At 68.5% G+C, this 21,385-nt stretch carries 24 protein-coding genes; 15 read left to right on the top strand and 9 right to left on the bottom strand.

From position 1 onward, the window contains the following. The first annotated feature begins 23 nt into the window (after positions 1–23). Positions 24–1,826 (top strand): NAD(P)/FAD-dependent oxidoreductase, encoded by a 1,803-nt coding sequence (locus tag VPA02S_RS11900; RefSeq protein WP_012745241.1) that lies wholly within the window; start codon positions 24–26, stop codon positions 1,824–1,826. A 43-nt stretch (positions 1,827–1,869) separates the two neighbouring features. On the opposite strand, the gene VPA02S_RS11905 is transcribed toward VPA02S_RS11900, so the two are convergent. Further along, on the bottom strand, positions 1,870–2,580 hold the full coding sequence (locus VPA02S_RS11905) for a Crp/Fnr family transcriptional regulator (protein WP_012745240.1): 711 nt from the start codon (positions 2,578–2,580) through the stop codon (positions 1,870–1,872). A gap of 131 nt (positions 2,581–2,711) precedes the next feature. Here VPA02S_RS11905 and VPA02S_RS11910 point away from each other — a divergent pair, with 131 nt between their 5' ends. Genes VPA02S_RS11910 through VPA02S_RS11925 form a run of 4 tightly spaced genes read left to right on the top strand, consistent with a single transcriptional unit; the run spans position 2,712 to position 7,425 of the window. Next, positions 2,712–3,638: a beta-keto acid cleavage family enzyme gene (locus VPA02S_RS11910; RefSeq protein WP_012745239.1), complete on the top strand. Its 927-nt coding sequence runs from the start codon at positions 2,712–2,714 to the stop codon at positions 3,636–3,638. 23 nt (positions 3,639–3,661) lie between these two features. After that, the gene (locus tag VPA02S_RS11915) at positions 3,662–4,654 is read left to right on the top strand and encodes a Bug family tripartite tricarboxylate transporter substrate binding protein (RefSeq protein ID WP_012745238.1); all 993 of its coding nucleotides are present in this window, start codon (positions 3,662–3,664) and stop codon (positions 4,652–4,654) included. A gap of 10 nt (positions 4,655–4,664) precedes the next feature. Continuing rightward, entirely contained in the window at positions 4,665–5,606 is a 942-nt protein-coding gene (locus tag VPA02S_RS11920; RefSeq protein WP_012745237.1) for a 3-hydroxyacyl-CoA dehydrogenase NAD-binding domain-containing protein, read from the top strand. A gap of 1 nt (position 5,607) precedes the next feature. Continuing rightward, positions 5,608–7,425 carry a feruloyl-CoA synthase gene (locus tag VPA02S_RS11925; protein ID WP_012745236.1) on the top strand — a complete coding sequence of 606 codons (1,818 nt, stop codon included), beginning with the start codon at positions 5,608–5,610 and terminating at the stop codon, positions 7,423–7,425. Between the two features lie 14 nt (positions 7,426–7,439). Here the strand turns inward: VPA02S_RS11925 and VPA02S_RS11930 are convergent, their stop codons facing one another. Beyond that, the gene (locus VPA02S_RS11930) at positions 7,440–8,780 is read right to left on the bottom strand and encodes an AsmA family protein (RefSeq protein WP_012745235.1); all 1,341 of its coding nucleotides are present in this window, start codon (positions 8,778–8,780) and stop codon (positions 7,440–7,442) included. Positions 8,781–8,863: 83 nt separating this feature from the next. Here VPA02S_RS11930 and VPA02S_RS11935 point away from each other — a divergent pair, with 83 nt between their 5' ends. From VPA02S_RS11935 to minE, 5 genes are all read left to right on the top strand, one after another. Further along, positions 8,864–9,286 (top strand): hotdog fold thioesterase, encoded by a 423-nt coding sequence (locus VPA02S_RS11935; protein ID WP_012745234.1) that lies wholly within the window; start codon positions 8,864–8,866, stop codon positions 9,284–9,286. A 95-nt stretch (positions 9,287–9,381) separates the two neighbouring features. Continuing rightward, positions 9,382–10,668 carry a solute carrier family 23 protein gene (locus tag VPA02S_RS11940; protein ID WP_062363854.1) on the top strand — a complete coding sequence of 429 codons (1,287 nt, stop codon included), beginning with the start codon at positions 9,382–9,384 and terminating at the stop codon, positions 10,666–10,668. 121 nt (positions 10,669–10,789) lie between these two features. Beyond that, the gene (minC, locus tag VPA02S_RS11945) at positions 10,790–11,563 is read left to right on the top strand and encodes a septum site-determining protein MinC (RefSeq protein ID WP_012745232.1); all 774 of its coding nucleotides are present in this window, start codon (positions 10,790–10,792) and stop codon (positions 11,561–11,563) included. Between the two features lie 55 nt (positions 11,564–11,618). Beyond that, positions 11,619–12,434, top strand: coding sequence for a septum site-determining protein MinD (minD, locus tag VPA02S_RS11950; RefSeq protein ID WP_012745231.1), 816 nt, complete (start codon positions 11,619–11,621; stop codon positions 12,432–12,434). Positions 12,435–12,437: 3 nt separating this feature from the next. Beyond that, positions 12,438–12,716 carry a cell division topological specificity factor MinE gene (gene minE / locus VPA02S_RS11955; protein ID WP_012745230.1) on the top strand — a complete coding sequence of 93 codons (279 nt, stop codon included), beginning with the start codon at positions 12,438–12,440 and terminating at the stop codon, positions 12,714–12,716. Positions 12,717–12,773: 57 nt separating this feature from the next. Here minE and VPA02S_RS11960 read toward each other — a convergent pair whose 3' ends face one another. Further along, positions 12,774–13,691 carry an alpha/beta fold hydrolase gene (locus VPA02S_RS11960; RefSeq protein WP_012745229.1) on the bottom strand — a complete coding sequence of 306 codons (918 nt, stop codon included), beginning with the start codon at positions 13,689–13,691 and terminating at the stop codon, positions 12,774–12,776. A 209-nt stretch (positions 13,692–13,900) separates the two neighbouring features. Further along, positions 13,901–14,503, bottom strand: a complete 603-nt coding sequence (locus VPA02S_RS11965; protein WP_012745227.1) for a TetR/AcrR family transcriptional regulator — start codon at positions 14,501–14,503, stop codon at positions 13,901–13,903. A gap of 195 nt (positions 14,504–14,698) precedes the next feature. Here VPA02S_RS11965 and VPA02S_RS11970 point away from each other — a divergent pair, with 195 nt between their 5' ends. Together VPA02S_RS11970 and VPA02S_RS11975 are read left to right on the top strand one after the other, a co-directional pair. Then, positions 14,699–15,643 (top strand): CysB family HTH-type transcriptional regulator, encoded by a 945-nt coding sequence (locus VPA02S_RS11970; protein WP_012745226.1) that lies wholly within the window; start codon positions 14,699–14,701, stop codon positions 15,641–15,643. Positions 15,644–15,757: 114 nt separating this feature from the next. Then, a complete protein-coding gene (locus VPA02S_RS11975; RefSeq protein ID WP_012745225.1) occupies positions 15,758–16,018 on the top strand; it encodes a hypothetical protein in 261 nt (86 codons plus the stop codon). A gap of 19 nt (positions 16,019–16,037) precedes the next feature. Here the strand turns inward: VPA02S_RS11975 and VPA02S_RS11980 are convergent, their stop codons facing one another. Continuing rightward, complete coding sequence (locus tag VPA02S_RS11980; protein WP_012745224.1) at positions 16,038–16,469, bottom strand: RcnB family protein; 432 nt, start codon at positions 16,467–16,469, stop codon at positions 16,038–16,040. Between the two features lie 178 nt (positions 16,470–16,647). On the opposite strand from VPA02S_RS11980, the gene VPA02S_RS11985 reads away from it, so the two are divergent. Beyond that, complete coding sequence (locus VPA02S_RS11985; RefSeq protein WP_012745223.1) at positions 16,648–16,830, top strand: hypothetical protein; 183 nt, start codon at positions 16,648–16,650, stop codon at positions 16,828–16,830. Positions 16,831–16,843: 13 nt separating this feature from the next. Then, a complete protein-coding gene (locus VPA02S_RS11990) occupies positions 16,844–17,482 on the top strand; it encodes a GDSL-type esterase/lipase family protein (RefSeq protein WP_012745222.1) in 639 nt (212 codons plus the stop codon). A gap of 9 nt (positions 17,483–17,491) precedes the next feature. Here the strand turns inward: VPA02S_RS11990 and VPA02S_RS11995 are convergent, their stop codons facing one another. The 4 genes from VPA02S_RS11995 to VPA02S_RS12010 all read right to left on the bottom strand — a co-directional run bounded on the left by VPA02S_RS11995 (position 17,492) and on the right by VPA02S_RS12010 (position 19,837). Further along, positions 17,492–18,010 carry a class IV adenylate cyclase gene (locus tag VPA02S_RS11995; protein WP_012745221.1) on the bottom strand — a complete coding sequence of 173 codons (519 nt, stop codon included), beginning with the start codon at positions 18,008–18,010 and terminating at the stop codon, positions 17,492–17,494. 330 nt (positions 18,011–18,340) lie between these two features. Further along, entirely contained in the window at positions 18,341–18,709 is a 369-nt protein-coding gene (locus VPA02S_RS12000; RefSeq protein ID WP_012745220.1) for a hypothetical protein, read from the bottom strand. Beyond that, complete coding sequence (locus VPA02S_RS12005; protein ID WP_012745219.1) at positions 18,706–19,314, bottom strand: cob(I)yrinic acid a,c-diamide adenosyltransferase; 609 nt, start codon at positions 19,312–19,314, stop codon at positions 18,706–18,708. The genes VPA02S_RS12000 and VPA02S_RS12005 overlap by 4 nt, the downstream gene beginning before the upstream one ends. A gap of 16 nt (positions 19,315–19,330) precedes the next feature. Continuing rightward, entirely contained in the window at positions 19,331–19,837 is a 507-nt protein-coding gene (locus tag VPA02S_RS12010; RefSeq protein ID WP_012745218.1) for a DinB family protein, read from the bottom strand. 86 nt (positions 19,838–19,923) lie between these two features. On the opposite strand from VPA02S_RS12010, the gene VPA02S_RS12015 reads away from it, so the two are divergent. Next, complete coding sequence (locus VPA02S_RS12015; RefSeq protein ID WP_012745217.1) at positions 19,924–21,348, top strand: FAD-binding oxidoreductase; 1,425 nt, start codon at positions 19,924–19,926, stop codon at positions 21,346–21,348. The last annotated feature ends 37 nt before the right edge of the window (positions 21,349–21,385 follow it).

Below are 21,385 nucleotides of genomic sequence, written 5' to 3' on the forward strand. Positions count from 1 at the left end.
TCAACGACACACGGAGACATGCAATGACAGACCCGACCACCGGTCCCAACCGGGCCGCCGCCACCTGGCTCGCCGACTTTGCCGCCGCCCTCGCGCGCGGCGACGCCGATGCGGCCGTCTCGCTGTTCGAGGCCGACAGCTACTGGCGCGACCTCGTCGCCTTCACCTGGAACATCCGCACGCAGGAAGGCGCCGATGCCATCCGCGCGATGCTGCAGGCGCGGCTGGCCGACACGCAGCCCGCGGCCTTTGCGCTGGAGGGCGAGGCGACCGAGGCCGACGGCGTGGTCGATGCCTGGTTCACTTTCGAGACGCGCGTGGCGCGCGGCCGCGGCCACCTTCGGCTGCGTGGCGGCAAGGCCTGGACGCTGCTCACCACCATGACCGAGCTCAAGGGCTTCGAGGAAAAGACGGGCGAGAACCGCATCAAGGGCGCGGAGCACGGCGTGCACAAGGGCCGCAAGAACTGGCTCGAGAAGCGCCGCGACGAAGAGGCCGCGCTCGGCTACACCGAGCAGCCCGAGGTAGTGATCATCGGCGGCGGCCAGGGCGGCATCGCGCTGGGCGCGCGGCTGCGCCGGCTGGGCGTGCCGACCATCATCGTGGAGCGCAACGCGAAGGCCGGCGACTCCTGGCGCAAGCGCTACAAGTCGCTGTGCCTGCACGACCCGGTCTGGTACGACCACCTGCCCTACATGCCCTTTCCCGACGACTGGCCGGTGTTCGCGCCCAAGGACAAGATCGGCGATTGGCTCGAGATGTACACCAAGATCATGGAGCTCAACTACTGGAGCTCCACCCACGCGAGGAAGGCCCGCTTCGACGAGGCCGCGCAGCGCTGGGAAGTGACGGTCGAGCGCGAAGGCAAGCCGGTGGTGCTGCGGCCGAGGCAGCTTGTGTTCGCGCTCGGCGTCTCGGGCTACCCGAACGTGCCGAAGATCGCGGGCGCAGAGAACTTCAAGGGCGACCAGCACCATTCGAGCCAGCACCCCGGGCCCGAGGCCTATGCCGGCAAGAAGTGCGTGGTGCTGGGCTCGAACAACTCGGCGCACGACATCTGCGCGGCGCTGTGGGAGCACGGCGCCGACGTGACGATGGTCCAGCGCTCGTCCACGCACATCGCGCCGTCGCAGTCGCTGATGGAGCTGGCACTGGGCGGGCTCTACTCCGAGCAGGCCGTGAAGAACGGCATCGACCACCACAAGGGCGACCTGATCTTCGCCTCGGTGCCCTACAGGATCATGCACACCTTCCACATCCCGGTGTACGAGGAGATGAAGAAGCGCGATGCCGACCTGTACGCGCGGCTCGAGAAGGCGGGCTTCCTGCTGGACTTCGGTGTCGACGGCTCGGGACTCTTCATGAAGTACCTGCGGCGCGGCTCGGGCTACTACATCGACGTGGGCGCCTCCGAGCTGGTGGCCAACGGCAGCATCCACCTGAAAAGCGGCGTGAACATCGAGCGGGTGAACGAGCGCTCGGTCACGCTGACCGACGGCACCGAGCTGCCGGCTGACCTGCTGGTGTACGCCACCGGCTACGGCTCCATGAACGGCTGGCTGGCCGACCTGATCTCGCCCGAGATCGCCGACAAGGTCGGCAAGTGCTGGGGCCTGGGCTCCGGCACGCCGAAGGACCCGGGCCCGTGGGAGGGCGAGCTGCGCAACATGTGGAAGCCCACGCAGGTCGAGCACCTCTGGTTCCACGGCGGCAACCTGCACCAGTCGCGCCACTACTCGCAGTTCCTGGCGCTGCAGCTGAAGGCGCGCATGGAAGGCATCGACACGCCGGTGTACGAGCGCGCGCCGTCGTATCACACGCGCTGACCCGTGTTGTCCCCTCTCCCCACGGGGAGAGGGAGCGAGTCATTCATTCGCTGATGAAGCGCCGCAACCCTTCGAGATCGATCACGGTGATGCCGCCGTATTCGATGCGAAGAAAGCCCGCTTCCTTCAGCCGGTTCAGCGCCGCATTGCACCGCTGCCGCGACACGCCCGAAAGATTGGCGATCTCCTCCTGCGAGGTCTGCAGGTGCAGCTCGCTGCCCGGATACAGCCACGGATGGAACAGCCCCGCCAGCGCACGGGCCACCTGGCCGTCGGCGTCGAGCAGCCGGTGCGCCGCGTAGTTGCCCATGAACCAGTGCAGCCGCTCGTTGAGCTGCTGCAGCAGGAAATGATCGAAGCCGCGCTGCGTGCGGTGCAGCCACTCGAAAGTCTCCAGCGGCAACTGGGCCACGCGGCTGGACCGCAGCGCAATGACGTCGGCCGAGCGCGGAGCGCCGCGCAGCAGCGTGCCTTCGCCGAACCAGCTGCCGACCGACAGCCCGCCGAAGGTCACCGAGCGGCCGTCGCTCGAGGTGATCGACCACTTGAGCAAGCCTTCGAGCGTGCCGTACCAGTGCAGCGGCGTGTCGCCGCGCCGGCACAGCGCGGCGCCGGCCGCCACGTCGACCTCGCGGATCTCGTCGAGCACGCGCTCGCGCGCCGCTTCGTCGAGCAGCGGATACCAGGCCGAGCGCTGCAGCAACTGGGGAATCGTCAGCGATGCCGCCTTGAAGGCCGGCTTCGTCGTGGCCATGAAATGAAAGCTCCTGAGGCCCGGGTGCGTAAACCCTGAGCCCAAATGTCGTCGCAATGACTGAGTGTGCCTGCGCCGCCAAAAATAATAGCGCGCCCCTCATGCAAGAAGACACCCAGGAGACCCGGAGCATGTCGTCGTCCAAGCGCAAAGTGATCGTGACCATCGCCCCCACCGGCGGCATGGCGCACAAGTCGCAGAACCCCCACCTTCCCACCCAGCCCGACGAGATCGCGGCCGACGTGCTGCGCTGCTGGAACGCCGGCGCGAGCGTGGCCGCCATCCATGCGCGCCGCCCCGACGACGGCGCCACCTGCAGCGCCGACGTGTACCGCGACATCAACAGCCGCATCCGCAACGCCGGCTGCGACATCGTCATCAACAACTCCACCGGCGGCGGCGTGCATGGCGACATGGTGAAGCCGCTGGCCGGCGACCGCTGGGAGATCGCCTGGAAAGAGCGCATCAAGGGCATGGACGCGGGCGCCGAGATGTGCACGCTCGACGCCACCACGCTCAACCTGAGCTTCGAGGGCAGGCAGATCCTGATGGACACGCCCATCACCCGCGGCCGCGAGCTCGCCGCCGGCATGAAGGCGCGCGGCATCAAGCCCGAGTGGGAGGTGTTCAGCCCCACGCACATCCTGCAGGACACCACCACGCTGATCGAGGAAGGCCATGACGACGAGCCCTACTTCATCAACCTGGTGATGAACGTGCACCGCAACTTCCAGAACGCGATGCCGTATTCGCCGCGCTTCCTGCAGATGATGGTCGACACCCTGCCGCGCGGCAGCATCTTCGGCGTGAGCGGCATCGGCCCCTCGCAGCTGGAAGCCAATGTGGCGGCGCTGCTGCTGGGCGGCCATGCGCGCGTGGGGCTGGAAGACAACCTCTACTTCCGCCATGGCGAGCTGGCCACCAACGTGCAGCTCACCGAACGTATCGTGCGCGTCATCCATGAACTCGACATGGACGTGGCCACGCCGGCCGAAGCCAGGCAGATGATGGGCCTGCCGCGCAGAGGCGGCCCGCGCCCCGAGTTCGCGCCGCGCTGAAGAACAACCCAAGGAGACATCGCATGGACACCCGCCGCCACTTCCTCCACACGCTCGGCGCAGCCACTGCGCTGGGCGCCCTCTCGCCGCTGGCCGCGCTGGCCCAGGCGCTCGAGCAGGTCAAGATCTACTACGGCTTCCCGGCCGGCAGTGCCGGCGACAGCGTGGCGCGCCGCGTGGGCGAAAAGCTCGCGGGCTCGGCCTACTGCCGCAACGCGGCCGTGGTCGAGAACAAGCCGGGCGCCGGCGGGCGCATCGCGCTGGAAACCCTCAGGAGCGCGTCGGCCGACGGCAGCGTGCTGGCGCTGTCGCCCTTCTCGTGCACCTCGATCTATCCGCACATCTACAGCAAGCTCAGCTACGACCCGGCCAAGGATTTCGCGCCGGTGTCGATCGCCGCCGTCATGCACCACGGCCTCGCGGTCGGCCCGCTGGTGCCGCCCGAGGTGCGCACGGTGAAGGACTTCCTCGCCTGGGCCAAGGCCAACCCGAACCAGGCCAGCTACGGCTCGCCGGCGGCCGGCTCGACGCCGCACTTCATCGGCGCGCTGCTCGGCCTCAACCACGGGGTCGATCTCAAGCACGTGCCCTACCGCGGCTCCATTCCGGGCGTGACCGACGTGGTGGGCGGACAGATCGCCGCCATGGTCACGCCCAGCGGCGACTTCATTCCCAACCACAAGGCCGGCAAGCTGCGGCTGCTCGCCACCTCGGGCAAGGCCCGCTCGCCCTTCTCGCCCGAGGTGCCGACCTTTGCCGAGCAGGGCTTCGCCGAGCTGACCACCGAGGAATGGTTCGGCTTCTACGCGCCGGCCCGGACGCCGGCCAGCGTGGTGGCAACGGCCAATGCGGCGATCAACGCGGCCATCAAGGAAAAGGTGGTGACCGACAGCCTGGCCGTGGTCGGCCTGATCGCCCAGGGCTCCACCGCCGAGGAGATGGCGCGCTCGCAGCGCGCCGAGGCCGAGCGCTGGGGCCCGCTGGTCAGGAAGATCGGCTTCACGGCCGACTCCTGAGGGGATGCAGATGGAACCGACTCCTCAACGCGTCGCGGTGGTTGCCACCGGCGTCATCGGCGCCAGCTGGGCCGCCTACTTCCTCGCGCGCGGCCTCGACGTGGAGGCCACCGACCCCTCGCTCGATGCCGAGGCGCGGCTGCACGCGGCCGTGGCCGCGCACTGGCCCACGCTGGAGCGCTTCGGCCTGGCGACCAGCGCCTCGCCCGGGCGGCTGCGCTTTCATGCGCGGCTCGAAGACGCGGTGGCGCAGGCCGACTTCGTCCAGGAAAGCGGCCCCGAGCGGCTGGATTTCAAGACCGGCCTGTTCCGGCGCATGGACGAGGCCGCGCCGGCCCACGCGATCCTGGCGTCGAGCTCCTCGGGGCTCGCGATCAGCGCGGTGCAGGCCGAATGCAAGCATCCGGAACGCGTGGTGCTGGGCCATCCCTTCAACCCGCCGCACCTGATCCCGCTGGTGGAGGTGGTCGGCGGCGAGCGCACCTCGGCTCAGGCCATCGAACGCGCGATGGCCTTCTACGCCGCCATCGGCAAGCGGCCGATCCATGTGAAGCGCGAGGTCAAGGGCCACATCGCGAACCGGCTGCAGGCCGCGCTCTGGCGCGAGGCCTTCCACCTGGTCGACGAGGGCGTGGCGAGCGTGGCCGACATCGACACCGCCATTGCGCACGGCCCCGGCCTGCGCTGGGCGGTGATGGGGCCGTTCATGAACCTGCATCTTTCGGGCGGCGCGGGCGGCATCGAACATGTGCTCGCGCACCTGGGCGGACCGATCGAGGACTGGTGGAAGGACCTGGGCGCGCCGTCGATGACGGAAGAACTCAAGCAGAAGGTAGCCGAGGGCGTGGCCGCAGAACTGGGCGCCCGGCGCGTGGCCGAGCTCGAGGTTGCGCGCGACATGCTGCTGTTAGACCTGATTCGCGCCAAGGCCGACACCGGCAGACTCGATTGAAATGAACGACGACCACTTCCTTTTGGACCCCAGCCAGATCGCCCCGCCGCGCACCGTGCGCATCGACTTCGACGACGGCTCCTTCGCGCTGCGTTCGCCGATGGCGCTCAAGCCCTATGCGCGCTGCATCGGCGAATGGCTGGAGCGCTGGGCGCGCGAGACGCCCGAGGCGCTGGCCTTCGCGGAACGCGACGACAGCGGCGAAGGCTGGCGCAAGCTCGACTACCGCGCGCTGCGCCAAGCCGTGGGTGCCGTCGCGCAGGCGCTGCTCGACCTGAAGCTGCCGGCCGACAAGCCCATCGTGATCCTCTCGGACAACGCGATCGACCACGCGGTGCTGATGCTCGCGGCCATGCATATCGGCCGCACCGCCTGCTCGCTGTCGAGCGCGTATTCGCGCATGGCCAAGGATCCGTCGCGGCTGCACGGCATGCTGCAGGCGCTGCAGCCGGCGCTGATCTACGCCTCGGATGCCAAGGTCTACGGCGGCGCGCTCGCGGGCTGCGGCGTCGAGGCGCCCGCGGTGTTCAGCCGCAACGCCGATGCGCATGCGGGCGCCCTGCCCTTTGCGCAACTGCTGCAGGCGAGCGAGACGCCGGCCGTGATGCAGGCCTACGAAGCCATCCTGCCCGACACCCACGCCAAGTACCTGCTGACCTCGGGCTCCACCGGCAAGCCCAAGGTGGTGATCAACACGCACCGCATGCTCTGCGCCAACCAGCAGATGATGGCGCAGACTTGGCGCTTCCTCGAATACGAGAAGCCGGTGCTGGTCGACTGGCTGCCCTGGAGTCACACCTTCGGCGGCAACCACAACCTGCACATGGTGCTCGCCCATGGCGGCGCGCTCTACATCGACGAGGGCCGGCCCGCGCCGGGCCTGATCGAGAAGACCGTGCGCAACCTGCGCGAGGTGAAGCCCACGCTGCTGTTCAACGTGCCGCGCGGCTTCGACATGCTGCTGCCTTTTCTCGAAGCCGACGATGCGCTCGCGCGCGAAGTGCTCTCGCGGCTGCGGCTGGCCTTCTATGCGGCCGCGGCGCTCGCGCCCTCGAGCTGGCAGCGGCTCGAAGCCGTGGCCCAGCGCGTGCGGCCCGAGCGGCCGCTGTGGCTCACCACCTCCTGGGGCGCCACGGAGACCTCGCCGGCCATCACCTCGGCGCACTGGAAGCTCGATGGCGCGGGCTGCATCGGCGCGCCGCTGCCGGGGCTCGAACTCAAGTTCGTGCCCAACGGCCAGAAGCTCGAGATGCGCGTCAAGGGCGTCTCTGTGTTCCCGGGCTACCGCCACGCACCGCGCGAAACGGCCGAAGCCTTCGACGATGAGGGCTACTACCGCATCGGCGATGCCGGCTTTCTCGCCAACCCCGCCGAGCCCTCGCAGGGCGTGATCTTCAATGGCCGCGTGGCCGAGGACTTCAAGCTCTCGAGCGGCACCTGGGTCTCGGTGGGCACGCTGCGCGTGAAGCTGGTCTCGATGCTGGCGCCGCATGTGCAGGACGTGGTGCTCACCGGCCATGACCGCGACGAGATCGGCATGCTGGTGTTCGCGAGCCCGCAGGCCGCCTCGCTCGCGCCGCAGGCGCTGCAAGCACGCATCGCCGAAGTGCTGCGCACGCTGCGCAGCGAAGGCGCGGGTTCCTCGAAGTGCCCCACGCGCGCGTTGGTGCTCGCCGAGCCGCCGAGCCTGGACGCGGGCGAGATCACCGACAAGGGCTACATCAACCAGCGCGCGGTGCTCACGCGGCGCGCGGCCGAGGTGGCGCGGCTGCATGCCGGCGCGCATCACGACCTGCAGGTCATCCGGCTGCGCGACTGAGCGAGCCAGTCGCCTCAAGGCGAAGCCCGCGCCCCCTTGCGGGCTGCCGGCGCCGGCTTCTTCTTCACCGGCTCTTCCGCGCCGAAGAGCTTTTCCAACTGCTGCCCCGCGCGCGCGCCGAGGGCCGTGCCCACGCCCGGCAGCACCGCGGTGCCGACCGCCGCGCCGGCCAGCGCGCCGCCGGTCAGCGAGACCTCCGGCTCGCTCATGGTCCCGCCGATCTTGAGCGGCATGCCCACCACGCCGTCGATGAGGTCGACCGCGATCTCGCCGTCCAGCTTGCGGTTGAAGAGCCGCAGGCGGCCGCTCGCGGTGAGCACGCCCGAGCGCGCCTTGAGCCCGGTGTAGCGCATCACGACCCCGTCATCGGTGCCCTGCGTGTCGAGCACGCCGGTGAGCTCGTCCAGCGGCGTGGTGCCGCCGCGGCTGATGCCGGCGGTGGTCACGGCCTTGGCCAGGTCCAGCCGCGTGAGCGTGGCGGGCTGGACCGAGAAGGTGGTGCGGGTGCGCAGGCTGCGCAAGAGCGCACCTACCTCTTCGGCCTCGGCCACCAGCATCGATTGGCCCGAGGCCTTGCCGGCCACGGCGCTGCGCCGGCCGAAGGCCTGCAGCATGCCCTCGATGTCCACCTGCCGCGGCTCGAGTTCGGCCGACACGCGCAGCAGGTCGTTCGGCGGCAGGGTCTCGAACCAGGCCACGCCGTTCGCCGTGCCGCCGCCAATGTCGATGCGGGTGCGCCACCGGTCCTGGCCGGCGGCGCGGTCCAGGCGCAGCCGGGCGGGCGGCGAGGCGCCGGCGCGCTCGATGCGCGCCTGGCGCGGGCGCCAGCCGGCGTCGAAAGTGATTTCGCCGTCGTAGGCCAGCGCCATGTTGCGCCGGTCGATCCAGACCAGGTCGCGCCAGCGCAGCTTTTCGAGCGGAACCGGCGCCAGCGTCCAGGGCGCGGGCAGCGCGACGATGCGCCCGTCCTCCTTCGGCTTGGGGCTGCCGCCGCGGATTGCGCGCACCGACTCGCGCGGCAGCACCAGGCTCTCGATCTCGACCTCGTCGATGGCGACGACCCGCCGCAGCAGCTCCCTGAGCTTGAGCTGGACCGTGATGCGGCGCAGCGTGACAGGGCGCGGCTGCTCGGTGGCCAGGTCGGACAGCACCAGCACGGGGCTGGGCCACAGCGCCCAGTGCGCGCCGCCGATCTTCAGGCCGACGCCGAAGCGCTTCTCGAAACCCTCGGCGATGCGCGCGGCCACTTCCTCGTCGCTGGGCAGGTGGGTGCTCGCCACCCACAGCAGCGCGCCGGTGCCCAGCAGCAGGACCGCGGCAATGCCGATGAGCCAACGGCGAAGGGGGCGTTTCATCGCGCCAACTTAGCACGCAAAGGCGACTGCCGTTGTCAGCCCCCGTCGCTATAGTTTCCCAAACCCTGCACTGGAGAAACCGAATGCGTATCTGGAAAAAAGACATCTCTGTCGAGGAACTGACCCGCAACCACATCGGCACCGCCGTGTCCACGCTGGGCATGGAGTTCCTGGAGGTGGGCGACGACTTCATCCGCGCCCGCGTGCCGGTGGACGAACGCACCCGCCAGCCCTACGGCATCCTGCATGGCGGCGTCTCGGTGGTGCTGGCCGAGACACTGGGCTCCTGCGGCGCGCACTACTCGGCCCCCGAGGGCGACCGGGCCGTGGGGCTGGACATCAACGCCAACCACATCCGCTCCGCCACGAGCGGCTGGGTCACGGGCACCGCGCGGCCGGTGCACCGCGGGCGCACCACGCAGGTGTGGCAGATCGACATGACGAACGACGCGGGCGAATTGACCTGCGTCTCGCGCATCACAATGGCGGTGCTGCCGCCGCGCTAGCCAGGAGAAGAGAAGAAAATCCGCCCGGCACGCGGGCGGCAGCGGGCCGAGAGAAGCCCCAGGAACATCAATAACTACCGAGGAGATAACCACTCATGAGCAACCTGTTCAGCTGGCGCGAAGTCGCCGCCACCGAGGGCCGCGTGGTCGCGCCCGACGAACGCCTGCCCTGGCTGCAGACCGGCGCGATGGGCGTGCAGCACGTGATCGCGATGTTCGGCGCCACGGTGCTGGCGCCCATCCTCATGGGCTTCAGCCCCAACATCGCCATCCTGATGAGCGGCATCGGCACGCTGATCTTCTTCCTGGTGACGGGCGGCAAGGTGCCCAGCTACCTGGGCTCGAGCTTCGCGTTCATCGGCGTGGTGATCGCGGCCAGCGGCTACGCGGGCAAGGGGCCCAACGCCAACATCGCGGTGGCGCTGGGCGGCATCGTGGCCTGCGGGGTGGTCTACATCCTGATCGGCGCCCTCGTGCAGGCGATCGGCACCGGCTGGATCGAGCGCTTCATGCCGCCGGTGGTCACGGGCGCCGTGGTGGCGGTGATCGGGCTCAACCTGGCGGGCGTGCCGATCAAGAACATGGCGGCCAGCAATTTCGACTCGTGGATGCAGGCCGTCACCTTTCTCTGCGTGGGGCTGGTGGCGGTGTTCACGCGCGGCATGCTGCAGCGCCTGCTGATCCTGGTCGGGCTCATCCTGGCTACTGCGGTCTATGCGCTGCTGACCAACCTCTTGGGCATGGGCAAGCCGGTCGACCTGTCCGGCATTGCCAATGCGGCCTGGTTCGGCATGCCCACCTTCACCGCGCCGGTGTTCACCACCAACGCCATGCTGCTGATCGCCCCCGTGGCCATCATCCTGGTGGCCGAGAACCTCGGCCACCTGAAGGCGGTCACGGCCATGACGGGGCGCAACCTCGACCCCTACATCGGCCGCGCCTTCATCGGCGACGGCATTGCCACGGTGGTGAGCGGCGCCTCGGGCGGCACCGGCGTGACCACCTATGCCGAGAACATCGGCGTGATGGCGGCCACGCGCATCTACTCGACGGCGGTGTTCGTGGTGGCCGCGCTCATTGCGCTGGTGCTGGGCTTCAGCCCCAAGTTCGGCGCGCTGATCCAGGCGATTCCGCTGCCGGTGATGGGCGGCGTGAGCATCGTGGTGTTCGGCTTGATCGCCATTGCGGGCGCCAAGATCTGGGTCGACAACAAGGTCGACTTCTCGCAGAACAAGAACCTGATCGTGGCCGCCATCACGCTGATCATCGGCACCGGCGACTTCACGCTGAAGTTCGGCGATTTCGCATTGGGCGGCATCGGCACCGCGACTTTCGGCGCGATCATTCTTTACGCACTGCTCGGCAGATCGCGCAACGCCTGAGCCTTTTAAAAGTGAAACCTCGTGCAATAAATGTTCTGCGGGGTGATTGAAGCGGGCCCCGTTCACTGGCCGGAAGCCCGCGCCCGTTAGACTTCAACGCTTTTCGCACCGACGTTTTCCAATGGCCGATGTCTCCGCCGCGCGCACCAAGGCGGTTTTCGAATTCAAGAGCGCCACGCTGCCGCTGATCGCAGTGATCCTCAAGACGGCCGACCTGGCCGTGCTGGCCGAGGCCCTCGACGCGCAGCTGGCCGATTCGCCCGATTTCTTCGAGCAGGAGCCGGTGGTCATCGACCTCTCGCAGCTTCAGCCGGACGAGGAAAGCGGCGAGGAATCCCCGGCGCTCGACTTCGCGGCGCTGCGCGGCCTGCTGGCGCGCCACCAGACGCAGCCGATTGCGGTGCGCGGGGGCAACAACGCCCAGAATGCCGCGGCGCGCGCCGCCGGCCTGTCGCTCACGGCCATGCCGGTGGCGCCCGCGCCGCGCTCACCGGCGCCGCCAGCCGCTTCGCCGGCGCCCGCCAGCGAAGCACCGCAGATCGTGCGCGAAGTGCCGGTGCCGGCCAACGGCACGCTGCTGATCGACAAGCCGCTGCGTTCGGGCCAGCAGGTCTACGCCCGCGGCGGCGACGTGGTGGTGACCGCCGTGGTGAGCTTCGGCGCCGAGGTCATTGCCGACGGCAACGTGCACGTCTACGCGCCGCTGCGGGGCAAGGCCATTGCCGGCGCGCGCGGCAACACCGAGGCGCGCATCTTCTCGACCTGCATGGAAGCGCAGCTCGTGGCCATTGCGGGCATCTATCGCACCAACGAGGTGCCGCTGCCCGACCCGGTGCTCGGCAAGCCGGCCCAGATACGCCTGGATGGCAAGAAGCTGGTGATCGATCCGATCTGATGTGCCGAGGCACATCCGACCAACAACAACCGAATTGAAACAAGAAGGAATGGCCATGGCCAAAATTGTGGTGGTGACCTCAGGCAAGGGCGGCGTCGGCAAGACCACGACGAGCGCCAGCTTCGCGTCGGGCCTCGCGCTCGCGGGCAAGAAGACGGCGGTGATCGACTTCGACGTGGGCCTGCGCAACCTCGACCTCATCATGGGCTGCGAACGCCGCGTGGTGTACGACCTCATCAACGTGATCCAGGGCGAGGCCAACCTGAGCCAGGCGCTCATCAAGGACAAGCAGTGCGACAACCTGTTCGTGCTCGCGGCCTCGCAGACGCGCGACAAGGAAGCGCTCACGCAGGAAGGCGTCGAAAAGGTGCTGGCCGACCTGGCCGCCATGGACTTCGACTACATCGTCTGCGATTCGCCCGCCGGCATCGAGACCGGCGCGATGATGGCCATGCACTTTGCCGACGAGGCGCTCGTGGTGACCAACCCCGAGGTATCCTCGGTGCGCGACTCCGACCGCATCCTGGGCATGCTCAGCAGCAAGACCAAGCGGGCGAAGGAAGGCGGCGACCCCATCAAGGAGCACCTGCTGATCACCCGCTACAACCCCAACCGCGTGGCCGGCGGCCAGATGCTCTCGCTGGAAGACATCCAGGACATCCTGCGCATCAAGCTGATCGGCGTCATTCCCGAGTCGGAAAGCGTGCTGCAGGCGTCCAACCAGGGCGTGCCCGCAATCCACGACAAGGATACCGACGTGGCCAAGGCCTACAGCGACGTGGTCGCGCGCTTCCTGGGCGAAGACCGCCCGATGCGCTTCGTCGACGCCGAAAAGCCGGGCTTCTTCAAGCGAATTTTCGGAGGCAAGTAGGCCATGTCCTTTTTCTCGTTCCTGCTCGGCGAAAAGAAGAAGACGGCCAGCGTCGCCAAGGAGCGGCTGCAGATCATCCTCGCGCACGAGCGGTCCAGCCTCAGCGGCAAGAAGCGCCCCGACTACCTGCCCGACCTGCAGCGCGAGCTGATGGCGGTGATCTCCAAGTACGTGAAGATCAATGCCGACGACATCAAGGTTCACCTGGAGAAGCAGGACGACCTCGAAGTGCTCGACATCAAGATCGAGCTGCCCGACCCGGCACCCTCGCCGGCGCGCTGAAGAAAAAAGAACGTGCGGCGGGCAGCACCGCCCGCCCGTGCTTGCCGTCCGCGCCGCTCAGGGCTGCGCCACGAAGCGCACCACCTGGCGGACCACGTCCTCCTCCTTGAGGATGCGGCGGTGCCCCAGTCCCTGCGTGGCCACCAGCCGCGCTCCCTTGATCGCGTCCCTGTAGGCCTCGGCATCGGCAAAGCGGTTCACGCGGTCGTCGTGGTCATGCACGATCAGCGTCGGCTGCGCGATGCGCGGACCGACGGCCGCCGGCTCCAGCTGCGCCATCAGGACGCCTTCGCGCGCCTCGAACCGCCGCTGCATGGCCAGGCGCGTCGCTTCGCTGAGGCCGAAGGTGTGCGCGAAGTAGCGCGTGTATTCGCGTGGCGAGGCTGGCGGCGCGAGCAGCACCAGCCGCAGGGCCTGCAGGCCCTGCGCGGCCGCCAGCGCCAGCCCGTTGGCGCCCAGCGAATGGGCGGCCACCGCGCGCAGCGCATGGCCGTCGGCCGCCAGCCTGGCAACCACGTACGCAATGGCCCGCGCGAACTGCGGCGAGTTGCTCATGGTGCCCGCGCTGCGGCCATGGGCCGGCAGTTCGAGCAGCACCGGCCGCAGGCCCGCATCAGCCAGCGCCTGCGCGAGTGCCAGCATCTGCCCTGCATGCCCGCCCCAGCCGTGCACCAGCAGCACGACGGGCGCCGATTCCGCACCGAAGTCCTGCGCAGCCAGGTGATAGAGGCCGAGGCCGGCGTCTTCGAAGGCCCAGGCCTCGCGCCGCCACGCCGCGCCCGGCCCCTGGCCGCGGTAGAGCCACTTGGGCGGCAGCGGCGTGCCGAACACGCGGTAGGCCGCGCGCACGCCCAGCGCGGGCCACAGGCGCTGCGAGGCGGTCAGGCCGAAGCGCAAGGCGCGCATCAGCCGGCCCGGGCGGTAGTAGTTGGACTGCGCGGCGTGCGTGGCCGCGGAGGTGGTGGTGCTCGTCATGCCATGGGCTCCTGCGTTCAGTACCAGACCCAGTCCTCGTTGCTGCGCGGCAGGCTGCGCAGCGCATCGCGGGTGGCGTCGGCGCCGATGGCGCCCACATAGACGGCAAGGCAGAGGGCAATGATCAGCATGGTGCTTCTCCTTTTTATCGCACGATCGTGCGAAATCAGTACAAAGAAAGACGAAAACGGAATGGCCTGTGCCGTGGCTCAGGCGCGGTAGCTCGAAAGAAGCCGCTGCCAGGTCTGCGTGGCGCGATCGGCGGCCTGGGGGTCGCGCAGGAAGCGCGCGTCGTGCAGCAGGCCCATGATGAGGCCGTTCAATTCGCTGACCAGCTGCGCCGGGTCGGTGTCGGCCCGCAGCTCGCCGGTTTCCACCGCCTGGAGCACCGTGCGGCGCAGCGCGGCGCGCCAGCGCGTGATCTCGCCGAACAGCAGGTCGCGCAGTTCGCCTTCGCGGTCGTCGTATTCGAAGGCGCCCGCCATGTAGATGCAGCCGGTTTCGGCCTCGATGTCGCGGGTGCGGGCAATCCAGCGCCCGACGATGTCGTCGAGCCGCGCAAGGCCCTTGGGCTTTTGCATGGCCGGCACGAACACGTCGGCCAGGAAGCGGCGGCCGTATTCCTCGATCACGGCCTTCTGCAGCGCCTCGCGCGAACCCACGCGCGAGAACACGCCGCTCTTGGAGAGCGCCAGGCGGCTGGCCACGGCCTGCAGCGTGATGGCCTCCAGGCCTTCGGCCAGCGCAAGGTCCATCGCCGCGCCGACGATGGCGGCGCGGGTGAGTTCGCTTTTCTGGGTCTTGGCGTCCATGCGGGCCACTTTAGCACAGTCGTGCGAAATTGCAAATTCACCCGTTGCGGCATTGGCGGAAGGCCCGCACAGATGTTTTTCTCATGTGAAACCAACAAACGCATCGTTCCCCGCATAAGCACTTGTGCCGAGAATCGCCGCTCGGCCCGCTGCGGGCCCGTGCCTTTTCCTCCTCCCGATCTTCTTCCGCGCCAGATGAACTTCCAACAACTGCGCTCGGTACGCGAGGCCGTTCGTTGCGGCTTCAACCTGACCGAAGTCGCCCATACCCTCCACACGTCCCAGCCGGGCGTGAGCCGGCAGATCCGCGAGCTGGAGGAAGAGCTCGGCATCGAGCTCTTCGTGCGCGCCGGCAAGCGCCTCACCGGACTCACCGAGCCGGGCGGCCACGTGCTGCCGATCATCGAGCGCATGCTGCTGGAAAGCAGCAACCTGCGCCATGCCGGGCAGGAGTTCGTCGCGCAGCAAAGCGGCCTGCTCTCGGTGGCGGCCACGCATTCGCAGGCGCGCTATGCGATGCCGGTGGCGGTGCAGGAATTCCGCGCGCAGTTTCCCAACGTGAAGCTGCACCTGCACCAGGGCTCGCCCAAGCAGATCGCGCAGATGCTGATCGACGGCGAGGCCGACGTGGGCATTGCCACGGAGGCGCTGGGCGACTATCCCCAGCTGGTGGCCCTGCCCTGCTACCGCTGGACGCATTCGGTGATCGTGCCGCCGGGCCATGCGCTGCTCGATGCGCCGCTGACGCTCGAGGCGCTCACGCGCCATCCGCTGATCACCTACGACACCGGCTTCACCGGGCGCTCGCGCATCGACGAGGCCTTTGCACAGCGCGGGCTCGCGCCCAACATCGTGCTGGCCGCGATGGACGCCGACGTGATCAAGACCTACGTGCAGCTGGGCATGGGCGTGGGCATCGTGGCCGGCGTGGCCTACGAGACGGAGCGCGACACGCAGCTGCGCGCGCTCGATGCGGGCCGGCTCTTCGGCATCAACATGACCAAGCTCGCGGTGCGGCGCGGCAACTACCTGCGCAAGTACGTCTACGCCTTCATCGAATCGTTCGCACCCACGCTCACGCGCGCGGTCGTCGAAAAGGCTCTGGGCGATGAAGCGAAGGGATCGCACTACGAAATCTAGTGCGCGCGCAACGCCTTCGGCGCCCGCTGCAACAGGTTTTAGAAAGATGCGCGCTGCTTCACAAAGGGGGCGTACATTCGGGTTAATTCCTTGGCTTCCCGGAACGGATCAGCAATGGCATCGACCCCGCAGCAGCAACAGAAAACAAGGGCCGCCCTGAAGGCCGCCGACGCCGCCGAACGGCGAGAGCGGCTGAGGCGGGCGTTGCCCGCCACGGTGGAACTGCTGCAGAGCCGCCAGGCGGACCGCATCGACGACAGCGACATCGAGGCCTACGTGAGCCTGAACTGGCTCGAATGGCACGGCGGCGGCCTGCGGCTCACCATCACCGGGCGCAACGTCTGCGCCCAGTCGCTGCCCACGGTGGTGGCCTGAGAGTCCCGCGCCCGGCGGGTTACTGGCTGCCCACGATGATCTGCGCGATCACGCCGGTCGCAATGGCCGCGAGCACGTAGTCGCCGCCCACGCCCACCCACTGGTAGCCGCGCGGCGGCTGCTGCAGGCGATAGCTGCGCCAGTCGTTCACCACGTAGTTGCGGCCGCGGTATTCGCTGGGCACGCGCCCGCCGCGGCGCCATTCCGCGTGCGGCTGCGGATAGCCGCGGCGATCGAACTGGCGGCCGGGGCGATAGTCCTCGCGGCCATAGCGGTCGCCGCGGCGATCGTCGTGCCGGTCGAAGTCGCGGTGCTGCTGTTCGTAGCGGCCGTTGCCGCGGTTGTCGTGGTCGCCGTCATGGCCGCGGCCTTGCGCGAAGGCGCTCCCCGCTGCCATGCACATCGCGAGCGCCGCAGCAGCGACGGCCATGCTCTTTGACTTGATGATCATCTGGAACTCCTTCGTGTTGATGACGAGTCCATTGTCAGCGGCGCTTGTGTCTGCCCCGCACGCATCAGGTCGCGGTCAGGTGAAATCAGGTAAGTGCAGGTATCCGGGCGGCGTGCTGTCCGACCCTGGCGACAATGGGCCTCCCAACCATCGCCGGCGTGGAGGCGCCATCATCAACATGCGTGACAAGATCATTGGCGCCATCGGCATCGTGTGGGGCGGCGGCATGCTCCTGAGGTGGCTCATGTCGGGCCCGCCGGCCGGCATCGGCGGCTACCAAGGCGGCCAGACCGCCATGGCCCTGCTGGGCGCGGTCATGCTGGTTGCGGGCCTGTACCGCTTCTTCAAGCGTCCTGACTGAGGCGGCGCGCAGCATGAAGCGACGTCACCTCCTCCACCTATTGGCCGGCGTGCCCGCAGCCGCCCTTGTGGCCGCCTGCGGCAAGCGCAAGCCCTCCGCCGCCGCGCTGAAATCCGATGCCCGCGTGCTCGCGCTGGGCGACAGCCTGACTTTCGGCTACGGCGCGCCGCCCGAAGCCGCCTGGCCCGTGAAGCTGGGCGAGCTCACCGGTTGGCAGATCGAGAACGCGGGCCTCAATGGCGACACCTCGGCCGGCGCGCTGGAGCGCCTCGCGCCGCTGCTGGCTGCCGGCAGCTACGACGCGGTATTGATCGGCATCGGCGGCAACGACATGCTGCGCGGCGTGCCGCCCGCGGCCACGCGCGAGAACCTCGCGGCTCTCGTGAGCCAGGCGCGCGCACACACACCCTACGTGGCGCTGCTGGCCACGCCCTCGCCCGACGCGATGCGCGCGGTCGTCGGCTCGCTGAGCGATGCACTGTTCTACGAGGAGGTGGCGAAGTCGGGGCAGGCGCTGCTCGTGCCCAATGTGTATTCGAGCGTGCTGTCGGACGCATCGCTGCGCTCCGACCGCATCCATGCCAATGCCGAAGGCTATGCGCGCATTGCGCAGCAGCTCGCCGACCAGCTCAAGGCCGCAGGCTGGCGCTGACGGCAAGGCTCAGGCTGCCTGCAGCAGGTCGACGTAGGCACCCTGCACGAGCTGCTCGGACGCAATGCCCAGCTGCGCCATGAGCGCATGCGCTTCGGCCGTGCCAACCTCGGCGGGCTCGCCATCTTTCAGCACCACCTCGAGTTCGAGAAATTCGCCCAGGCCCTCCACGCGGTCGAGGTGCACGCGCGTGCGGCCCACGATGAAGAGCCTTCGCTGCTTGCGCACGCGCCCGGCCTGGCCCCAGGCGAGCGTGAGCGATTCGCGCAGCGCGTCGGGCGTGGTGGTGGGCGAGATCAGGTAGAACGATTCCTTCGGGCCGCTGCTGTTGGCGCGGCGATAGAAGATCAGCTCGGCGCGGTCGGGCGCGAAGGTGCGCAGCTTGAGGCGGTCGGCGTTGTTGTCGCAGCGGAAGAAAGTGTCGTCCTGCGCGATTTCGATCGGGCCTGAATCGGCGAGCTTTGCGGCGATGAGTGCCACGCGTTCGACGCTGTCGATGCGGGCCTTGATCTCTATGTTTCTTGCCATTTTCTGGTGGTCTGTGTGTTGCGGCTTTTGTTCGCGTTCTTGTTCAGGGCGCGTGCCCAGGCCACCGGGTACTCCCCTCCGCGAATGTCCCCCGGCCTGCGGCCTCCTCCTTGATTTCGCTGCGGGGAGCACCCGATGCCCTGGGCACCAGGGCACGCTCGTGGTGCATCGCTGATCAACCAATGCTCTGTCCAACGCTCCCGCTGATGGGGTGCCTTGCGCAGCGAAATCAAGGGGGAGGCCGCAGGCCGGAGGACATTCGCGGAGCAAGGTATCCCGTCGGCGGGAGCGCGCCCCGAACAAAGCGCTCACACGAACAAAGCGCTCACATCAAGGCGCGCTACCCTGCGGCCCCACAGGCGGCGGCGCAGTGCGCCCGCTCGAACCCGGCGCGAGCTTGCGTCCGAAGGCTTCGCCGACCCGGCGCACCGGCCGGCTGGCTTTTTCCGAAACGTTGTTGACGCCGCGCCGCGTCGCGTTCTCGGCGCGGTCGATGCCGCGGCCGGCGGCGTTGGTGCCGCGCTGCACGCTGTTCACGACCTTGCTGTCACGCGGCGGCGGCTTGAGCGTGTGCGCCGGCTGCGCCCTGGGCGGGTTGTCGGCGCTCTGCGCGTGAACGGTGGCGGCGGACAGCAGCAGGAGCGCGGCGCTTGCCGCGGCCAGCGCGAATCCATGGGCGGGTGTTTTCTTTATCGTCATGATGGACTTCCTTCTTCGTCGATGGGCTCGGCTGCATCCGCCGCCGCCGCGGCGCGCGCCATGCGTTCGCTCTTCCAGTAGACGTCGTCGCCGCCGTTCATCCGGTTGAGCACGCGCGCGAGCACGAAGAGCAGGTCGCTGAGCCGGTTGAGATATTGGCGCAGTGCATCGTTGAGTTCGGCCGTTGCGCCGAGCGCCACCACGGCGCGTTCGGCCCGCCGTGCCACCGTGCGGCACACATGCGCGAGCGAGGCCGCGCGCGTGCCCGCGGGCAGGATGAATTCGGCCAGGCGCGGCAAGGCGGCGTTGTGCTCGGCCAGCGCGTTGTCCAGCTGCAGCAGCGCATCGGCCTTCAGCAGCGTGTAACCCGGCATCGAAAGCTCGCCGCCCAGGTTGAAGAGCTGGTGCTGCACGTCGACCAGCAGTTCGCGCACGGGCTCCGGCATGGGCTCGCACAGCAAGAGGCCGATCTGCGAGTTGAGCTCGTCCACGTCGCCCATCGCGTGCACGCGCAGGTGGTCCTTGGGCACGCGGGTGTTGTCGCCGAGGCCGGTGGTGCCGTCGTCGCCGGTGCGGGTGGCGATCTGCGAGAGTCGGTTGCCCATGATGGGTGCTCCTGGTTTATGCGGCGGCCGCGGCCTTCGACGCATCGATCTTGCGGGCCAGCCATTGCAGGCCCGCCAGATGCTGCTGGTCGTGGCTGCAGAGGTAGTGGACAAGGCTGCGCATCGTGAGTGCCCCATAGCCTTCGAACACCGCCGTGCGCGCAAGTTGCACGTCCGTCAGGTTCGAGACGATGTCCATGGTCCGGGCACGCGCAATGCGGAATTCAGCGAGCACCTTTTCCGCGTCGGCCATGCCATAGGCACGCGCAATGGCGAGCGGCTCGCTGTCGATCGAGGCCAGCGTCGGATGGCTTTCTTCCAGCGTGCGGCGAAAGCGCACGTGATAACCCTCCACCTCGATGTCGCGCACATGGCAGAGCTGCTCGATGGCCGTGAAGGCCTCGCTGGGCACACCCTCCCACGAGGGCGGCGCCCAGTGCCGGAAGGCATGGGGAATGGCCGCGTAGTGGGCTTCGAGCTGCGAAGGAAATGCGGCAAGCGCTGCGAGGGTCGTGGGGTTCATGGCTTTTTCCGAAGCGCATTATGGTGCGCGCTCCGTAAAATGGCCGGACAGAGCCCCGCCCCCCTTTCACGCCCAGGAGACGCCCGATGAACGCCCCGACCCCAACCTCGCACCTGCTGCCGGAGCTTCATCTGCGCAATGTGCCCGACAGCCTGATCGAGGGCCTGAAAGCGCGCTTCGGCAGCAACTGTTCCACGGCCATGGCCGTGCGCACCCAGCATGGCCGCGACGAGTCCTCGTTCGATGCGCCGCCCCCCTCGGCCGTGGTGTTTGCCGAAAGCACGCAGGACGTGGCCGACGCGGTGAAGCTCGCAAGCGAGCACAGCGTGCCGGTCATTCCCTTTGGCGTGGGCTCGTCGCTCGAAGGCCACCTGCTGGCGGTGCAGGGCGGCATCAGCATCGACGTCTCGCGCATGAACCGCGTACTGTCGGTCAATGCCGACGACCTCACCGTGACCGTGCAGCCCGGCGTCACGCGCAAGCAGCTCAATGACGAGATCAAGAGCACGGGCCTGTTCTTTCCCATCGATCCGGGTGCGGACGCTTCCATCGGCGGCATGACCGCCACGCGCGCGAGCGGCACGAACGCGGTGCGCTACGGCACCATGCGCGAGAACGTGCTGGCGCTCGAAGTGGTCACGGCCAGCGGCGACGTGATCCGCACCGGCACGCGCGCGAAGAAGTCGTCGGCCGGCTACGACCTCACGCGCCTCATGGTGGGCAGCGAGGGCACGCTGGGCGTGGTCACCGAAGTCACGCTGCGCATCTACCCGCTGCCCGAGGCGGTGTCGGCCGCGATCTGCTCGTTCCCGAGCATCGAGGCCGCGGTGCGCACCACCATCGAGACCATCCAGCTCGGCGTGCCGATTGCGCGCGTGGAGCTGATCGACGTGAACACGGTGCGCATGGTCAACACCTACGCCAAGCTCGACCTGCGCGAAGAGCCGATGCTGCTGATGGAATTCCACGGCTCGCCGGCCGGCGTGAAGGAGCAGGCCGAGACGGTGCAGGAGCTCGCGAGCGGCCATGGCGGCAACGCCTTCGAATGGGCCAGCACGCCGGAAGAGCGCACACGCCTGTGGACCGCGCGGCACAACGCCTACTTTGCGGCTGTGCAGTCGCGCCCCGGCTGCCGCGTGATCTCGACCGACACCTGCGTGCCGATCTCGCGCCTGGCCGACTGCCTGCTCGACTCCGTGGCCGAAGCCGATGCCAGCGGCATCCCCTACTTCCTGGTCGGCCACGTGGGCGACGGCAATTTCCACTTCGGCTACCTGCTCGACCCGAACATCCCCGAAGAGCGCGTGAAGGCCGAGGAACTGAACCATTCGCTCGTGAGCCGCGCACTGGCGCTCGAGGGCACCTGCACCGGCGAGCACGGCGTGGGGCTGCACAAGATGGACTTCCTGGTGACGGAAGCTGGCGTGGGTGCGATCGACATGATGCGCACGATCAAGCGCGCGCTCGACCCGAAGAACATCATGAATCCCGGAAAGATCTTCGCGCTCTGATCCTTTCGGAAGCACGCCCATGAAAAAGCCCGGCGGC

Source organism: Variovorax paradoxus NBRC 15149, assembly GCF_001591365.1.
Classification (GTDB): Bacteria; Pseudomonadota; Gammaproteobacteria; order Burkholderiales; family Burkholderiaceae_C; genus Variovorax; species Variovorax paradoxus.

Coding starts and splice junctions, on each gene's coding strand:
- VPA02S_RS11900 (WP_012745241.1), top strand. CDS start 24: ATGACAGACCCGACCACCGGTCCCAACCGGGCCGCCGCCACCTGGCTC.
- VPA02S_RS11905 (WP_012745240.1), bottom strand. CDS start 2,580: ATGGCCACGACGAAGCCGGCCTTCAAGGCGGCATCGCTGACGATTCCC.
- VPA02S_RS11910 (WP_012745239.1), top strand. CDS start 2,712: ATGTCGTCGTCCAAGCGCAAAGTGATCGTGACCATCGCCCCCACCGGC.
- VPA02S_RS11915 (WP_012745238.1), top strand. CDS start 3,662: ATGGACACCCGCCGCCACTTCCTCCACACGCTCGGCGCAGCCACTGCG.
- VPA02S_RS11920 (WP_012745237.1), top strand. CDS start 4,665: ATGGAACCGACTCCTCAACGCGTCGCGGTGGTTGCCACCGGCGTCATC.
- VPA02S_RS11925 (WP_012745236.1), top strand. CDS start 5,608: ATGAACGACGACCACTTCCTTTTGGACCCCAGCCAGATCGCCCCGCCG.
- VPA02S_RS11930 (WP_012745235.1), bottom strand. CDS start 8,780: ATGAAACGCCCCCTTCGCCGTTGGCTCATCGGCATTGCCGCGGTCCTG.
- VPA02S_RS11935 (WP_012745234.1), top strand. CDS start 8,864: ATGCGTATCTGGAAAAAAGACATCTCTGTCGAGGAACTGACCCGCAAC.
- VPA02S_RS11940 (WP_062363854.1), top strand. CDS start 9,382: ATGAGCAACCTGTTCAGCTGGCGCGAAGTCGCCGCCACCGAGGGCCGC.
- minC (WP_012745232.1), top strand. CDS start 10,790: ATGGCCGATGTCTCCGCCGCGCGCACCAAGGCGGTTTTCGAATTCAAG.
- minD (WP_012745231.1), top strand. CDS start 11,619: ATGGCCAAAATTGTGGTGGTGACCTCAGGCAAGGGCGGCGTCGGCAAG.
- minE (WP_012745230.1), top strand. CDS start 12,438: ATGTCCTTTTTCTCGTTCCTGCTCGGCGAAAAGAAGAAGACGGCCAGC.
- VPA02S_RS11960 (WP_012745229.1), bottom strand. CDS start 13,691: ATGACGAGCACCACCACCTCCGCGGCCACGCACGCCGCGCAGTCCAAC.
- VPA02S_RS11965 (WP_012745227.1), bottom strand. CDS start 14,503: ATGGACGCCAAGACCCAGAAAAGCGAACTCACCCGCGCCGCCATCGTC.
- VPA02S_RS11970 (WP_012745226.1), top strand. CDS start 14,699: ATGAACTTCCAACAACTGCGCTCGGTACGCGAGGCCGTTCGTTGCGGC.
- VPA02S_RS11975 (WP_012745225.1), top strand. CDS start 15,758: ATGGCATCGACCCCGCAGCAGCAACAGAAAACAAGGGCCGCCCTGAAG.
- VPA02S_RS11980 (WP_012745224.1), bottom strand. CDS start 16,469: ATGATCATCAAGTCAAAGAGCATGGCCGTCGCTGCTGCGGCGCTCGCG.
- VPA02S_RS11985 (WP_012745223.1), top strand. CDS start 16,648: ATGCGTGACAAGATCATTGGCGCCATCGGCATCGTGTGGGGCGGCGGC.
- VPA02S_RS11990 (WP_012745222.1), top strand. CDS start 16,844: ATGAAGCGACGTCACCTCCTCCACCTATTGGCCGGCGTGCCCGCAGCC.
- VPA02S_RS11995 (WP_012745221.1), bottom strand. CDS start 18,010: ATGGCAAGAAACATAGAGATCAAGGCCCGCATCGACAGCGTCGAACGC.
- VPA02S_RS12000 (WP_012745220.1), bottom strand. CDS start 18,709: ATGACGATAAAGAAAACACCCGCCCATGGATTCGCGCTGGCCGCGGCA.
- VPA02S_RS12005 (WP_012745219.1), bottom strand. CDS start 19,314: ATGGGCAACCGACTCTCGCAGATCGCCACCCGCACCGGCGACGACGGC.
- VPA02S_RS12010 (WP_012745218.1), bottom strand. CDS start 19,837: ATGAACCCCACGACCCTCGCAGCGCTTGCCGCATTTCCTTCGCAGCTC.
- VPA02S_RS12015 (WP_012745217.1), top strand. CDS start 19,924: ATGAACGCCCCGACCCCAACCTCGCACCTGCTGCCGGAGCTTCATCTG.